The sequence below is a fragment of the Aminobacter niigataensis genome (assembly GCF_014200015.1).
In the GTDB taxonomy this organism is placed as follows: domain Bacteria; phylum Pseudomonadota; class Alphaproteobacteria; order Rhizobiales; family Rhizobiaceae; genus Aminobacter; species Aminobacter niigataensis.
This window is the reverse complement of the sequence record NZ_JACHOT010000001.1, coordinates 854,928-870,284: the sequence shown is the minus strand read 5'-3', so window position 1 is coordinate 870,284 and position 15,357 is coordinate 854,928. Positions and strand designations below refer to the sequence as shown.

15 protein-coding genes are annotated in these 15,357 nt (G+C 60.4%); 10 read left to right on the top strand and 5 right to left on the bottom strand.

Annotation, left to right across the window (positions count from 1 at the left end; all coding sequences use genetic code 11):
• Positions 1–118 precede the first annotated feature (118 nt).
• From GGQ99_RS04360 to GGQ99_RS04340, 5 genes are read left to right on the top strand one after another with little or no spacing between them, the layout of a single operon-like run.
• Entirely contained in the window at positions 119–2,017 is a 1,899-nt protein-coding gene (locus GGQ99_RS04360; protein WP_183260922.1) for a SurA N-terminal domain-containing protein, read from the top strand.
• Complete coding sequence (trpD, locus tag GGQ99_RS04355) at positions 2,014–3,024, top strand: anthranilate phosphoribosyltransferase (RefSeq protein WP_183260920.1); 1,011 nt, start codon at positions 2,014–2,016, stop codon at positions 3,022–3,024. The genes GGQ99_RS04360 and trpD overlap by 4 nt, the downstream gene beginning before the upstream one ends.
• A 4-nt stretch (positions 3,025–3,028) precedes the next feature.
• A complete protein-coding gene (gene trpC / locus GGQ99_RS04350; RefSeq protein WP_183260916.1) occupies positions 3,029–3,841 on the top strand; it encodes an indole-3-glycerol phosphate synthase TrpC in 813 nt (270 codons plus the stop codon).
• A 1-nt stretch (position 3,842) separates the two neighbouring features.
• A complete protein-coding gene (gene moaC, locus GGQ99_RS04345) occupies positions 3,843–4,325 on the top strand; it encodes a cyclic pyranopterin monophosphate synthase MoaC (protein WP_183260914.1) in 483 nt (160 codons plus the stop codon).
• A gap of 2 nt (positions 4,326–4,327) precedes the next feature.
• The gene (locus tag GGQ99_RS04340) at positions 4,328–5,533 is read left to right on the top strand and encodes a molybdopterin molybdotransferase MoeA (protein WP_183260913.1); all 1,206 of its coding nucleotides are present in this window, start codon (positions 4,328–4,330) and stop codon (positions 5,531–5,533) included.
• A 172-nt stretch (positions 5,534–5,705) separates the two neighbouring features.
• On the opposite strand, the gene GGQ99_RS04335 is transcribed toward GGQ99_RS04340, so the two are convergent.
• Genes GGQ99_RS04335 through GGQ99_RS04315 form a run of 5 tightly spaced genes read right to left on the bottom strand, consistent with a single transcriptional unit; the run spans position 5,706 to position 9,585 of the window.
• A complete protein-coding gene (locus GGQ99_RS04335; RefSeq protein WP_343061686.1) occupies positions 5,706–5,990 on the bottom strand; it encodes a copper-binding protein in 285 nt (94 codons plus the stop codon).
• Between the two features lie 23 nt (positions 5,991–6,013).
• Positions 6,014–6,481, bottom strand: a complete 468-nt coding sequence (locus GGQ99_RS04330; protein WP_183260911.1) for a cupredoxin domain-containing protein — start codon at positions 6,479–6,481, stop codon at positions 6,014–6,016.
• Positions 6,478–7,890: a multicopper oxidase family protein gene (locus GGQ99_RS04325; RefSeq protein ID WP_183260909.1), complete on the bottom strand. Its 1,413-nt coding sequence runs from the start codon at positions 7,888–7,890 to the stop codon at positions 6,478–6,480. The genes GGQ99_RS04330 and GGQ99_RS04325 overlap by 4 nt, the downstream gene beginning before the upstream one ends.
• Before the next feature lie 16 nt (positions 7,891–7,906).
• A complete protein-coding gene (locus GGQ99_RS04320) occupies positions 7,907–9,367 on the bottom strand; it encodes a TolC family protein (protein ID WP_246389407.1) in 1,461 nt (486 codons plus the stop codon).
• A complete protein-coding gene (locus tag GGQ99_RS04315; protein WP_183260907.1) occupies positions 9,367–9,585 on the bottom strand; it encodes a hypothetical protein in 219 nt (72 codons plus the stop codon). Before GGQ99_RS04315 ends, GGQ99_RS04320 begins: the two co-directional genes overlap by 1 nt.
• A gap of 595 nt (positions 9,586–10,180) precedes the next feature.
• Between GGQ99_RS04315 and GGQ99_RS04310 the strand changes: the two genes are divergently transcribed.
• The 5 genes from GGQ99_RS04310 to lexA all read left to right on the top strand — a co-directional run bounded on the left by GGQ99_RS04310 (position 10,181) and on the right by lexA (position 15,343).
• Positions 10,181–10,471 carry a hypothetical protein gene (locus GGQ99_RS04310; protein WP_183260905.1) on the top strand — a complete coding sequence of 97 codons (291 nt, stop codon included), beginning with the start codon at positions 10,181–10,183 and terminating at the stop codon, positions 10,469–10,471.
• Positions 10,472–10,823: 352 nt separating this feature from the next.
• The gene (locus GGQ99_RS04305) at positions 10,824–11,501 is read left to right on the top strand and encodes a response regulator (RefSeq protein WP_183260903.1); all 678 of its coding nucleotides are present in this window, start codon (positions 10,824–10,826) and stop codon (positions 11,499–11,501) included.
• A gap of 157 nt (positions 11,502–11,658) precedes the next feature.
• On the top strand, positions 11,659–12,846 hold the full coding sequence (locus tag GGQ99_RS04300) for a sensor histidine kinase (protein WP_183260902.1): 1,188 nt from the start codon (positions 11,659–11,661) through the stop codon (positions 12,844–12,846).
• 476 nt (positions 12,847–13,322) lie between these two features.
• Complete coding sequence (locus GGQ99_RS04295) at positions 13,323–14,381, top strand: porin (RefSeq protein WP_183260901.1); 1,059 nt, start codon at positions 13,323–13,325, stop codon at positions 14,379–14,381.
• Between the two features lie 245 nt (positions 14,382–14,626).
• Positions 14,627–15,343 (top strand): transcriptional repressor LexA, encoded by a 717-nt coding sequence (gene lexA / locus GGQ99_RS04290; protein WP_183260899.1) that lies wholly within the window; start codon positions 14,627–14,629, stop codon positions 15,341–15,343.
• Positions 15,344–15,357 lie beyond the last annotated feature (14 nt).

Below are 15,357 nucleotides of genomic sequence, written 5' to 3'. Positions count from 1 at the left end.
TCGGGCAACCTCACTACCAAAAACAAGCCACAAAGCAATCGACACTGGCGGCGAAGGGCGCTATTGCGCTTCGTTCATGCAGGCGCATGTGAAAATGCGCGTATACAGGATCTGATACATGCTCGACACGATGCGAAGTGCTGCGGGAACCTGGGTAGCTAAGCTTCTGCTTCTGCTGCTCGTCGTGAGCTTCGCCGCGTGGGGCATTTCCGGCTCGATGCTCGGTGGCGTCGGCGGCGACAAGGTCGTCACCGCTGGAGGAACCTCCGTCTCCGGGGTCGAGTACCGCCTCGCCTATGACCGCCAGGTCAACGTCATGTCGCAGCAGTTCGGTCAGCGTCTGACCCGCGAGCAGGCCACTGCCCTCGGTATCGACAACCAGGTCGCGTCTCAACTCGTGGCCGGCGCAGTGCTCGACGAACAGGCGCGCAAGCTCGGCCTCGGCCTGTCCAAGGATAGCCTTGCCCAGCTGACCTGGGAGGATCCTGCCTTCCAGAATGCCAGCGGGCAGTTCGACCGCCAGTCTTTCGAATACATCCTGCGCCAGATCGGCATGCGTCCCGAAGACTATCTGAAGAACCGTGCCCAGGTGGCTGTCCGCCAGCAGATCGTCGAGGCAATTTCCGACGGCATGAAGGCGCCCGACACCTTCCTGCGTGCCGTCGCGCTCTACCGCGGCGAAGATCGCACGGTCGACTACCTGCCGCTGCCGAAATCGCTCGTCGAGCCGATCGCAGCACCTGCCGACGACGTCCTCAAGGCATGGTTCGAGGAAAACAAGAAGAACTACGCAGCACCCGAATTCCGCAAGCTGAGCTACGTCAAGCTCGAGCCAGAGGATATCATGGATCTCGGCTCGATCACTGACGAGCAGGTGCGCCAGGACTACGACAAGAACAAGTCTCATTTCACCACCGCCGAAACGCGCAAGATCGACCAGCTGGTGTTCCCCAGCGCCGACGCCGCCAAGGCTGCGTCCGACGCGATCAAGGCCGGCACCGCATTCGACAAGATCGTCGCCGACCAGGGCAAGACGGCTGCCGACGTCGCTCTCGGCACGCTGACCAAGGACACAGTTGCCGACAAGTCCGTTGCCGAGGCCGCCTTCGCGCTGCAGGCAAACCAGGTCAGCGACGTGGTCCAGGGCTCGTTCGGACCGGTGCTGGTCCGCGTCAGCGAGATCTCGCCTGAGGCGGTGAAGACGTTCGACGAGGTCAAGGATCAGATTCGCAAGGATCTCGCCCTTGCCGAAGCCAACCGCATCCTGCTCGACGTGCACGATTCCTATGAGGACGCCCGCGCCGGCGGCGAATCGATGCGCGCCACTGCCGACAAGCTGAAGCTGAAGGTGGTGACGATCGATGCCATCGACCGCGCAGGCCAGTTGCCCGACGGCACAGTCGTCAACACGCTTCCGGACTCGCGCAACCTGATCCAGGCGACCTTCGAGGCAGAGGCCGGCATCGAGAACCCGCCGCTCAACATCGGCACCAATGGTTTCATTTTCTACGAAGTGGACGGCATCACGCCGGCTCGCGACCGCACCCTCGACGAAGTCCGGGAAAAGGTCGTCGCGGACTGGACCGCCGCCGAAGCGACCAAGCGCCTCAGGGACAAGGCGACGGAACTTGAAAAGCGCCTCAAGGATGGCGCGGCAATGGACGTGATCGCGGGCGAACTCAAACTCGAGAAGCAGACCAAGCGTGGTCTCAAGCGCGAAGCCGACGACGCCGATTTCGGCCGCGAGGGGGCTGCTTCCATGTTTGCCATGGGCGAAGGTGGCACTGGCATCATCCCCGCGCCTGCCGGCGATGCGCAGATCCTGTTCAAGGTTGTCGAGGTGTTCGAGCCCGCCGGTGCCGACGCAAGCGCCGTGCCTGAAGACGCCCAGAAAACCTTCGCGTCGGGCATGTCCGACGATCTGCTCGACCAGTTGGTGGCGCAGCTCCAGGGCGAGTACAAGGCCACCATCGACCAGGCTGCGATCGCCCGCGCGATCGCTGTGACGCCACAATGAGCGCACTCAAGCCTCACATCGCCAAGGTCGCCGCTGGCACCCCTCTCACCTTCGAGGAAGCGCGCGAGGCCTTCGACATCATCATGTCGGGCGAAGCGACGCCGGGGCAGATCGGCGGCTTCCTGATGGCGCTGCGCGTGCGCGGCGAAACGGTCAGCGAAATCTCCGGCGCCGTCGCCACCATGCGCGACAAGATGCTTCGCGTCGAAGCGCCGGCTGACGCCATCGACATCGTCGGCACTGGCGGCGATGGCTCGCACAGCGTCAACATCTCGACCGCCTCGGCCTTCGTCATCGCCGGCGCCGGCGTTCCCGTTGCCAAGCACGGCAACCGCGGCCTGTCTTCGCTGACAGGTGCCGCTGACGTTCTGACCGCACTCGGCGTCAACATCGACCTGGCGCCCGAAGCGATCGGCCGCTGCATCCATGAGGCCGGCGTCGGCTTCATGTTCGCGCCGGCGCACCATCCGGCGATGAAGCATGTCGGCGCGACACGCGTCGAACTCGGCACCCGCACCATCTTCAATCTTCTCGGGCCCCTCTCCAATCCGGCCGGCGTCAACCGCCAGCTGGTCGGCGTGTTCTCGCCCGAATGGGTCGAGCCGGTCGCCGAAACGCTAAAGGAACTCGGCGCCCAGCACGTCTGGGTCGTCCATGGCGACGGCTATGACGAGATCACCACGACAGGCGAAACCCGTGTCGCAGCACTCGCCAATGGCGCCATCAGCACTTTCACACTGACCCCCGAACAGGTCGGCCTGGCGCGCCATACGCGCGAAGAGCTGCGCGGCGGCGATTCCGCCTACAATGCAGCGGCTTTGCGCGGCGTGCTCGAAGGCACTGCCGGCGCGTATCGCGACACGGTGCTGATGAATGCCGGTGCCGGACTGGTTGTCGCCGACAAGGTGGCGACCATCGGCGAAGGCGTGAAGCTCGCGGCGGATGCGATCGACAGCGGTCGCGCCCTGGCCGTGCTGCAGCGCCTCGTCGGCGTCTCGAACGGATAAAGTCATGGCCGACATCCTGCGCCGCATCGAAGCCTACAAGCGCGACGAGATCGCCGCCGCCAAGGCATTGCTGCCGCTCGCCGAGGTCAAGGCCAGGGCGCGCGACGTTGCCAAGCCGCGTGGCTTTATGGCGGCACTCGAAGCAAAACGCCGCGACAACCGCTTCGCTCTCATCGCCGAGATCAAGAAGGCCAGCCCGTCCAAGGGGCTGATCCGCGCCGATTTCGACCCGCCATCATTGGCCCAGGCCTATGCCGAAGGCGGCGCCGCCTGCCTGTCTGTGCTGACCGACACGCCTTCCTTCCAGGGCGCGCCCGAATTCCTGATGGCTGCACGCGAGGCCTGTGCCCTGCCTGCCCTGCGCAAGGACTTCATGTTCGAGCCCTATCAGGTCTATGAAGCCCGCGCCTGGGGCGCCGACGCCATCCTCATCATCATGGCAAGCCTGTCCGACGACGACGCCCGCCGGCTCGAAGATACGGCCTTCGAACTCGGCATGGACGCGCTGATCGAGGTTCACGACGAACCAGAGACGGAGCGAGCCCTGAAGCTTCAGTCGCGCCTGCTCGGCATCAACAATCGCAATTTGCGCACCTTCGAGCTCAACCTCGAAACATCCGAACGGCTGGCTCCGATGGTGCCGGCGGATCGGCTGCTTGTCGGCGAAAGCGGCATCTTCACGCATGAAGACTGCCTGCGCCTGGAGAGATCGGGCATTGGCAGCTTCCTTGTTGGCGAGAGCCTGATGCGGCAGGCCGACGTGGCGGCCGCCACGCGCGCACTGCTCGAAGGCGCGCCTCAGGCCGCGAGCGCCTGACATGGCGGCTACCCTCACCCATATCGGCGCTTCCGGCGAAGCCAATATGGTCGACGTCGGCGACAAGGCCGAGACGACACGGACCGCGATCGCCGAAGGTACGGTGGCGATGCGTCCCGAAACGCTCGCGCTGATCCTCTCCGGCAATGCCAAGAAAGGCGATGTGCTGGGCACTGCGCGCATCGCCGGCATCATGGCGGCCAAGCGCACGCATGAGCTCATTCCGCTCTGCCACCCGCTCCTCCTGACCAAGGTTTCGGTCGAGATCGAGCCGGACGAAGCCCTGCCCGGCCTTCGCATCACGGCACTTGCCCGCGTCACTGGCAAGACCGGCGTCGAGATGGAGGCGCTGACGGCCGCTTCCGTGGCTTGCCTGACCATCTACGACATGGCCAAGGCCGCCGACCGCGGCATGGTGATTTCCGGCATACGTCTGGTCGAGAAGACCGGCGGCAAGTCGGGCGACTACAAGGCGGGCGAATAGATATGGCGCTGCTGCCGGTCTCCGAAGCGCTGGCGCGTCTTCTCGACGGAGCTGAACCGAGCGATTCAGAAACGGTAAGCCTCCGACAGGCATCAGGACGTGTCCTTGCCGCACCCTTGCACGCACTGCGCACGCAGCCGCCCTTCGCTGCCTCGGCGATGGACGGCTATGCCGTTCGCGCCGATGACATCGCATCGCTGCCGGCACTATTGTCTGTCATCGGCGAAGCTCCGGCAGGCAAACAATTCACCGGAACGCTGTCGCATGGCCATGCTGTGCGCATCTTCACCGGCGCTCCCGTGCCCGAAGGCGCCGACACGGTCGTCATCCAGGAAAATGTGCGCGACCTCGGCAATGGCGAAATCGAGGTGGTGGAGCCGACCACGCCCGGCCGCAACATCCGCGCCAAGGGCCTGGACTTCCGGCAGGGTGACCTGATCCTCGACACCGGCCGGGTGCTTGATCCCGCTGCTCTGTCGCTCGTTGCTGCCGCCAATCATCCCGAGGTGGAGGTGGCCAAGGCGCCGCTGGTTGCCATCATCGCCACCGGCGACGAACTTTTGCCGCCCGGCAGCAACCCCGGTCCCGGCCAGATCATCGCCTCCAACGCCTATGGCGTCGCTGCTATCGCCGAGTCCGTCGGCGCGCGCGTGCTCGACCTGGGCATCGCGCCTGACCGAACGGAAGCGATCTCGGCACGTGTCCAAAAGGCGCTGGACGCCAAGGCGGACGTCATCGTCACGCTTGGCGGCGCGTCCGTCGGCGACCACGACCTGGTCCATGGCGTGCTGACCGGGCTCGGCATGGACCTCGATTTCTGGAAGATCGCCATGCGCCCGGGCAAGCCGCTGATGTTCGGTCGGCTCGGCAAGACGCGCTGCATCGGCCTGCCCGGAAATCCTGTCGCCAGCCTGATCTGCGCGCACATCTTCCTGAAACCCCTGCTGGCGAAGCTAGGAGGCCGGCCTTATTCAGCCGACATTAGAAACGGCATTCTCGACACGGCGATGGCCGCCAACGAGCTGCGCCAGGATTACGTCCGCGCCGTCGCGCGCGAAACGGCCGACGGCCTTGTAGTGACGCCATACACCGTCCAGGATTCGTCGATGCTTCGCACGCTGGCCGATGCCAACTGCGCGGTCATGCGCGACCCCTTCGCACCGGCCGCCGAAATTGGCAGTCCCTGCCGCGTGCTGATGCTGCGCTGAACAATTTCCAGCGATTTTGGACGCGACCGCGAAGGCTGCTCAAGCGTGCCGACGCGCGGAGAAAATCGCCGGGCTTGCGGCGTGCCGCAGCACCGCTTGCAAGGCTTGCTGACGTGCGCGACTGGCTGAGTCTATCCCGGCGCGTCCTGAACGCGCCGGGATAGAAAACACTCTATTTGGCCTTCTCGATCTTGGTGACGGTCAGACGGCCGTTGACCCGATCAGCCTCGAACTTCACGCTGTCCCCCACCTTGATTTCCTTGATGACAGCGGGATCGGCCAGTGCAAACACCATGGTCATCGCGTCCATGTCGAGGTTTGTGATCGGGCCGTGCTTGAGGGTGATCTTGTTCTGGGTCCCGTCGATCTTGGTGATCGTCCCGTTGACCGGCACGGTTTGTGCGAACGCTCCATTGGTTGCGAATGCAACCAGGGCCACGGCAAGCAGTTTCTTCACGACATAATCCCTTTCCAAAGCTGTTACTTGACGATGATCTTGCCGGTCATCCCGGCTTCCCGATGACCTGGGATCAGGCACGAGAAATCGAACTCTCCGGCTTCCGAGAAGCTCCAGAGGACTTCGCCGGTCTTCTTGGGCGCCAAGCGCTTTGCGTTAGGATCCTCATGTTCCATGTCCGGATTCCTGCGCATCTGCTCGCCGTGCTTGAGGTTTTCCTCAAGCGTGCCGATGACGAGCTCGTGGTCGATTTCCCCGTTGTTGCGGAGAACGAACTTGATCTGTTCGCCCTTGCGGACTTGCACCAGGTCTGGGAGGAACAGCATCTTGCCATCCGTCTCGCGCATGGTCACCTGAACGACTCGAGCCGGCTTTCTGGGATCGCCAGGCTCGCCATAGGCGCGTTTCTCGCTGGAGTGACCGGGATCGGCAAAGGACGGTGCCGACAGCATCAGCACTCCGAGCGCAGCGATGCATATTCGAAGACTCATTTGTTTCTCCATTGGTGATTGACGTTGCGCGGCTTCGAGCCGGGCTTGACGACGACGAGGTTTGCGTTCTGCGATGTTTCGAGCAGATCGGCCGGAGCGCGCTCGGCCTTCTGGACTTCGCCGGTCCACTCGAACGATACGGTTCCTTCGGGATGCTGGAACCAGCCCGGATCCTTGTAGTCTCCGGCGGCGAGGCCCTCGCGAACCTTCACCACCGAGAACATTCCGCCCATCTCGATGGAGCCGAATTGTCCCCAGCCCGTCATCATCGGCAGCGTGTTTTCGGGGAGCGGCATCTCCATCGCCCCCATGTCGGCCATCCCAGCCGTACCCATCGGCATGTAGTCGGGGACCAACTGCCTGATTTTTTTGGCCGCCTCTTTCTTGTCCACGCCGATGAACGTCTTGATGTCATGGCCCATGGCATTCATCGTGTGGTGCGACTTGTGGCAATGGAATGCCCAGTCGCCGGGATTGTCAGCGACGAAGTCAAAGGCCCGCATCTGCCCGACCGCGCAGTCGATCGTTACCTCAGGCCAGGCTGCGTTCTCCGGTACCCATCCGCCATCCGTGCACGAAACCTTGAAGTCGTAGCCATGCATATGGATCGGATGGTTGGTCATGGTCAGGTTGCCGAAGCGGATGCGGACCTTGTCCCCTTTTGCGACCACCAGGGGGTCGATGCCGGGAAAGACGCGGCTGTTCCAGGTCCACATGTTGAAGTTGGTCATTTCCGCGACACGCGGCACATAAGCGCCCGGCTCGATATCGTAGGCCGCCATCAGGAAAACGAAGTCGCGATCGACGCGGCGGAAGGCAGGATCCTTTGGATGCACCACAAAGAAGCCCATCATGCCCATCGCCATTTGCAGCATTTCGTCCGAATGCGGGTGGTACATGAAGGTCCCGCTCTTCTGGAGCAGGAACTCGTAGACGAAGGTCTTGCCGACCGGGATGTGTGGCTGCGTTAGCCCGCCCACGCCATCCATGCCCGATGGCAGCAGCTGTCCGTGCCAGTGGATGGTGGTGTGCTCAGGTAGCTTGTTGGTGACGAAGATGCGGACTTTGTCGCCTTCGACCGCTTCAATCGTCGGACCAGGCGACTGGCCGTTGTAGCCCCACAAATGGCTCACCATGCCTGGGGCAAGCTCACGCACGACCGGTTCAGCGACGAGATGGAACTCCTTCCAATCGCCGTTCATGCGCCAAGGTAGCGTCCAACCGTTGAGGGTAACGACAGGATTGTAGTCAGGTCCAGTGGCCGGGACCAGCGGCGGTTGCATCACCGCCTCTTTCATGGTTGCCGCCTCTGGGATCGAAGCTGCCTGGGTACGCCCCGATACGACACTTGCGCCGATCAGGGCCATTGTGCCGGACGCTCCGAGGAAATTGCGACGTGAAAAGGTCATGCTCTTGGCTCCTCGATCAATCACCGGCACCAGCGCCCGCCGCAGCCACAGTTGTGCCGCCGCCGGAGCCTCCGCCTATGATGGCGCTTTTGAAGTCGACGCTCGCAATGAAGACATCGCGCTTGGCCGAGATCGCGTTGATGTTGCTTTCGATGCTTTCCTGGAATGTCGTCAGCAGTTCGAAGACATCGATCAGCATGCCGTTGTACTGGAGCAGCGACTCCTCGTTCACCGTCTTGCGGAGCGGCAGGATCTGGGTCCTGTACTGATTGGAAATGTCATAGGATGCGCGGTAGGCCAGCTGCGCCGTTCGCGCCTCGGAACGGATGTTCACCGCCTGCTGGGCGAAGCGATTGACCGCCTGCATGTATGTCTCTGTCGAGCGGCGGCGGGTTGTCTCGCCGAGATCGAAGATCGGTATCTCGAGCGCAAGCTCCAGGGCCTGGCCGCTGACGGTTTCCTTGGTCACGATCCCGCTGTCTTTGGTGCGGGCAAAGTCCGAAAAGCCTGCCAATTCGAAGGCAGAGACATAGCGGGTAGCCCCGTCGAGTTTGAGCGAGCGGGCGAGTGCGTCGAGCTCCAGCCGGGCCGCGATCAGATCGACCCGCTTGCGGATCGCTTCAGCTTCGACTTTTTCGGTGGCCTCGATGCGAGGCAGGGCTTTCGGCAATTGAGCCGGGATCTTGTAGCTTAGATCAGGTCCCCATACGCCCATCTCACGGGTCAGTTCCTCGCGCGCGGTCGCCGCTTGCAGTCTGGCGGCGGCCAGCCGATTGGAAACCTCGGCATAAAAAGCGCTGGCCCTCGCCTGGTCGAGCTTGGTGGCGGCGCCCGTTTCCCCAAGACTGCGTGTAAGGTCTGCGGCAGCGTCTGCAGAGCCGCGAGCTTGCTCGAGGAAGCCGACGTGCTGCCTTGCCGCCACAGCCTCGTAATAGGCTTTGCGCGTGTCGGCTGCGAGCTTGAACGTCGCCGCCATGGCGCGGTATCGGGCGGCCTGGAACTCGCGCTCGGCCGCATCGCGCCGCGCGGGCAGGGTCAGCAGCGAAAGAATGCTTGCCGCAACACGCCGCTCGATCTGCAGATCGCCTTCGGCAAGTGTCTGACCAACCGACACCACCGGGTTAGGCAGCAGGCTTGCCTCTACGAACGACGCTTCGGAAATGCCCAGCGCGTTGTATTCGGCCTGCAAGCCCCGATTGTTGTAGAGCGCCAGTTGGACGGCGCTGTCGGCCGTAAGAGGCTTGGACAATATGGCCTTCACATCCTTGGCGGCCTTGGCAGCATCAGCCTTCGAAGCGATCTTGACCGTCTTCGCACCAAGCGCCGAAGAGACCTCTGTCGACACCGGCGCCATGCCTGCGTCTGGAGTGAACGTGGCGCAACCGGCAAGCGAAAGCGCGATGACGCTGACCGAAGCCAGGCGTCGGAAGGAAGAAGCGCAACCGCGGGCGCTGCCGGGCAATGACATGAACGGCATCACTGCACCTCAGGCTTTGGCGCGACACGCTCGTTGATCTCGGCCCACGGCCTAGGTTTTACCGGAACATAATTCGCCGAACCGGCAAAAACCGACATGTAACGCGCCGACCCCAGCGGTGCATCGGCATCTGCTGGCGCGTATCCCGGCTCGATGTCGGGATACGCATAACAGGCGGAAAGGAAGGCGGCCGCAGCCGCTAAGGCCAAGAATTTCATCAGGTTCCTCGAGACTAGGTCCAGGGGCAGCAAGCGGAAGGCGATTCACCGTCGACCGCGACAGGAGGTTCAATTTAGCCAGATATTGTTTTGAGCTTTAAAGTGTATTTTGAAACTACCAACAATACTTACTTACAGAAGCATTGATAATCTATACTCTTTGTCCAAAACTCTATTGACATAGCTAAGCGTATTCGCAAAAGGCCTCAACAATTAAATTTATACATTTTTGTAATGTTCATTTACAAAGACGCGCTTTGCACACGGACATGAATTCTAATGTCCATTTGACTTTCGCCAGCGTAATGCGTCGCCGAATGAGGATCGCGCATGACGGGCGGCGGCGCATCCGGCCACCACACCAAAAGGGCAACGCTTGTAGCCATGCTTGCAGGCAGCAGGCCTGCCTGGGCTATGGCGAACGCCAGATCAGGCGCACCCAAAGCTGCGACGCAGGCCGAATGCCTGTGGCGTCGGAAGAATCACAAAAATGTAAGTCCTCAGAAAACAGGCTGCCAAGATGGGCAGATATCCCTGTTCCATCGAGTGGTTCCACTGAGTCTGGCTCCATTCGTTGGAATAGAAAGGAAAACAAATGAAAACAACACTTGGCTACGCCCTGGTTATCCTTGCGGCAATGTCCTCCTCCAGCTTTGCCAACAGTGGATTTACGCAGGAAAGGTCCACGTTGGACCGGCTTCTCCAGGGTCACGGGACGCCGGGAGAAGCTGCAACGTCTGTGTCGAACCCGGATATTTCCTATCGGGTTCGTGAGGACGGCAAGCTGGTAAAGACCAACAGCCGCTACGGAACCGCCGAAGTTGTCCGGCCGAACTGGTGGTTCGGGATGACGACCCGCGAGCGCGAGAGCCGCGGTCTATACTAAGCGGGCCCTGCTGCCAGAATTGCATCTGATGCTCCCTCACCGCCCTGCGGTGAGGGAGCACACGATTCCCCTCACCCTCACGAAGCCATCACCAAGTCGTTATGGCCAAGCTCCGAATCGACAAATGAAAGTCACGAAACCAACACAGTAGGGCGTGAAGCACGACGTCGCTACGACATCCGATTTGCACCACAATCACTATAAAAACAAAAATAATTATAGAAGTATATTTCATCAAAGACAATGGATTGTCATTATTGTTTCAACACAGTTAGAAAACAATTTTCCACTTTCTGTCGATTGGAATGAGCCGTTAGTGAGGAAACCACAATGGCTACATGGAAGAAGAAAAATGAGGATACTTCTTGTTGAAGATGATGACCGTACAAGCAAATATATATCAAATGGACTGATATCATCTGGACATACCGCAGATGTTCTCAATGATGGGCGCGATGCGTTGTCACTCGGTGTACGCGAAGTTTATGACGTGGCGATCGTCGATCGTATGCTACCTGGCCTAGACGGCCTGTCCCTCGTCCGTGGACTGCGCGCAGCCGGCACAAAGACGCCGATCATCTTTCTGACGTCCATGAGCGGTGTCGACGACCGGGTTGAAGGTCTGGACGCGGGGGCAGACGACTATCTGGCGAAGCCTTTTGCCTTTTCGGAACTCCTCGCCCGGGTCAATGCACTGGGACGACGGCCGCCGATCACCCAGGAGAAATCCAAACTCAAGGTAGCCGATCTCGATCTCGATCTCTTTCGCAGGCTGGCAAAGCGAGGCGAGACGACGATCGAACTCCTGCCGAGGGAGTTCGCGCTGCTTGAACTGCTGATGCGCAATGAGGGACGTGTGCTCACCAAGACAATGTTGCTCGAGCGCATATGGAACTTCAATTTCGATCCGCTGAGCACGGTCGTGGAAACTCACATCAGCCGCCTGCGGGCGAAAATCGACAAACCATTCGAAGTACAGCTCCTGCACACGATCCGAAACACCGGATACAGCATGCATGGCCCGCGCTAGTATAACGCGGAGCACTTCAATCCGCATAGCAGCACTGTACATAACAATATTTTTGCTCTCACTGATCGGAGCAAACATTACTTCATACAATATGATCTCGGCCTATCTCTACGAACGGCTCGACTCGAGCGTCCGGGAGCGTTTCCAAGAAATATCGATGGCCTATGAAGCCAGAGGCCTTTCCGGCGCGACGGCGATGATCGCCAGCCATGGCTTGACGCTTACTGCAGAACACAGTGTCTACACGCTCCTGTCGAAAGACGGCGATGTGCTCGCTGGAAACGCGGGCTTTGCCGACGTCCCGTTGGGCTTGTCTACGCGGACGCCAACCTATCACAACGAGTCGCTCGCAAACTACCGGCTGTTTCGCGAAGAACTGGGCGACGGCTACAATCTTGTCGCCGGCTTGAGCTACGACGACACCTACCGGCTGAGAAAGATCGCTCTCTTCAGCTTTGGCTGCGCAACAGCGATAGTCCTTGCCCTGGGCCTGGGAAGCGGCGCAGTGCTTGCATTTCGAACGCGTCGTCGCATTGCTGCTTTGTCAGACACGATGAAGGCCTTCGGAGCGGGAGAACTCACAACGCGTCTGCCGGTCTCCCCGCAAAATGACGACATCGACACACTGGCACGCGAGATCAACTCCACGCTGGTGCAATTGGAGTCGAGCATTGCTGCGATGAAGCAGGTTACGACCGACATCGCGCACGATCTAAAGACCCCGATTGGTCGGCTGCTGCTTTTGCTTGAAGCCGCTTTGGATAGCCCCGATCAGGCGTCGGCCGAGACGCATATTGCAACGGCAATGGACGAAGTCACGCAGATTGCCAATACCTTCGAGGCTCTCCTTCGAATTTCGCATATTTCATCCGGTGCGCGGACATCGAGGTTTGTCAGCCTGGATCCATACGAGATCATAAAGGACATATACGAAATCTATCAGCCAATAGCCGAGGATGCCGGGCGCTCCATGAATCTGGAGCCTGAAGATCGAGCCAGCAGGTTTGCAATCAGCGCCGATCGCGATCTACTGAGGCAGATGTGCGTCAACCTGGTGGTAAATGCCATTAGGCACACCCATGAAGGAGCCTCGATACGGCTCGGCGTCAGCTATGGCCACCGCTCCTGCTCCATCCTGATTGCGGACACCGGTCCGGGAATTCCAGCGGAAGAGCGACACAAGGTGTTCAAGCGCTTCTATCGGCTCGAGAAAAGCAGAACGACCGAGGGAACCGGCTTGGGTCTCAGCCTCGTGAAGGCGATATCCGATTTCCACGACGCCTCGATTTCGCTGGCCGACAACGCGCCTGGCCTCGTGGTCGAGATAAAATTCTCGCAAGCATAATACAGAAAAAAATCTCCGCCCGTGGAGGTCAGTCACACGGGCGGATAATTATTCACGCTGTTTGAACGAGCAGCAGGTATCTGCCTGAACAAAGAGATATTGCAATACTAATCTTGAGCAGACCTGTTCCTAACTTTACAAAATTGTATTGTCGCAGGATGACCGTCCAAACAACTGATCTTGGCATCGCAACGGAATTGCATTCGAATCGATCCTTTCAGATTCGCCACGGGCCTTGACGGTCCGACACCGGTTTCAGTCTGCTCTTTTGACAGTCGCATCGAAACAAGAACCACGTTCCTTGGGCTTTCCCACCGGAGAATTGCGACAAAACTGCAACACATGAATGACGTCAAAACAACGGGATGTATTTCTTACAGAAATTTAAGGTTGGCATCGGCTCGACGTAAAGCAGGTGCCTTCCTGATCATTTCGGTCGCTTGCATGCGACTTGCCAACAGAATTGAGAGGACGAAATGATTAGATCTTTGCTGCTTGCCACCGTCGCGGTCCCGACTCTATTGCAAGGCCAGGCATATGCTGCCGACGCTGTCGCTGTGGCAGACCCGGAACAGGCCGAATATGTGCGCGTTTGCGATGTCTATGGTCCGGGCTTCTTCTACTTGCCCGGCACCGAGACCTGCCTGCGTGTCTCGGGCTATGTCCGTTATGACATCGGTGTCGGCGAGCTTCTCGGTTCCGATGTCGATGGCGATGGAAACGGCGACACCTACTACAAGCGCGCGCGTGCTGCTCTGCAGACCGACGCCCGTTCGCAGACCGAGTTCGGCACTCTGCGGGCCTATATGCAGGTCAACTTCGACTACGACAGGGGCGGCGCAATCTGGAATTACGAAGATATTTCCGGAACTGGCAGTGCCATGTACATCAACCATGCCTATCTCGAGCTTGGCGGCTTCCGGGCAGGCATGACGGATTCGGTTTTCTCGACGTTCACCGACTACGCTGGAGACGTCATCAACGATTGGCTGCTGGGCTTCGGTCCATTCCGCACCCAGCAGATTTCCTACACCTATACCGGCCCACTCGGGTTCGCCGCCACGATCGCACTCGAAACGGGGTCCGGAACGAATGCTGTCGAAGATTACGTCCCGAACGTCGTCGCCGGCGGCTCGCTCACCCAGGGCTGGGGCAAGGTCGCCACGGTTGCCGCCTATGACAGCCGCAACGATGTGTGGGCAGGCAAGGCGCGGGTCGACGTCGATGTGACGGACACCATTTCGCTGTTTGGCATGGTCGGCTACAAGTCGGAGGCAGACACCCGCAACTACTACGGCAACTGGGGCGGTTCCTGGGCCGTCTGGGGCGGCGGTTCGGCCAAGTTTGGCGAAAAGACACGCTTCAACGCACAACTCGCCTACGACGACGACAGCAATCTCGTGGCGGTCGCCAATGTGGCCTACACCCTGGTCGAGAACTTCGTCGTCACTCCCGAACTCGTCTATGCGGACGATCTGGACGATGCCGGCGACGGCTCTGTGAGCGGGTTCCTGCGCCTCCAGGCCTCATTCTAAACAGAGGACGGGGAGCAACTGCTCCCCGTCTTCGACAAGCAATTCTGGCGGGCGTCGTCGCGGCGCCCCGACCGCCTCCGAGCCCAAAGGCCGTTCCACCAATACGGAAAATTCAGCCTGCACGCGACGCAGGGCTTCGCCGCCGGCGTCGGCCCCTTCAGGAAATATAAACAGTTGCAGAACACAACTGGAACAGATAGCGTTTGTTCCGGGTTTGTTTTTCTTTTGATTCCTCAGGGGTGGCCATGCTGACGCGCAAACAACACGAGCTTCTGCTGTTCATTCACGAGCGGCTGAAGGAGGCAGGCATCCCGCCATCCTTCGACGAAATGAAGGAGGCGTTGGACCTCGCCTCCAAATCCGGCATCCATCGGCTGATCACGGCGCTCGAGGAGCGTGGTTTCATCCGCCGCCTGCCCAACCGGGCACGTGCGCTTGAAGTGCTGCGCCTGCCCGATTCGATCGCGCCCGGCCTCAATGCGGCACGAAAGTTCTCGCCGAGCGTCATCGAGGGCAGCCTTGGCCGTAAACCGGAGCCATCGCGATCGTTCTCGCACGGCAATGACGACGACATCGGCGCGGCGGTCACCATACCGGTCATGGGGCGCATCGCCGCCGGTGTGCCGATCGACGCGATCCAGCACAAGACCCATTCGATATCGGTGCCGCCGGACATGATCATGGGCGGCGAGCATTATGCGCTCGAGGTCAAGGGCGACTCGATGATCGAGGCCGGCATCTTCGACGGCGACACGGTCGTCATCCGCAGTTCCAACACCGCCAATCCCGGCGAGATCATCGTCGCATTGGTCGATGACGAGGAAGCAACCCTCAAGCGCTTCCGCCGCAAGGGCGCCTCGATCGCCTTGGAAGCCGCCAATCCGGCCTACGAAACCCGTATCTTCGGGCCTGACCGGGTCAAGGTGCAGGGCAAGCTCGTCGGGCTGATCCGCCGCTACTGATCCTTGCATGCATG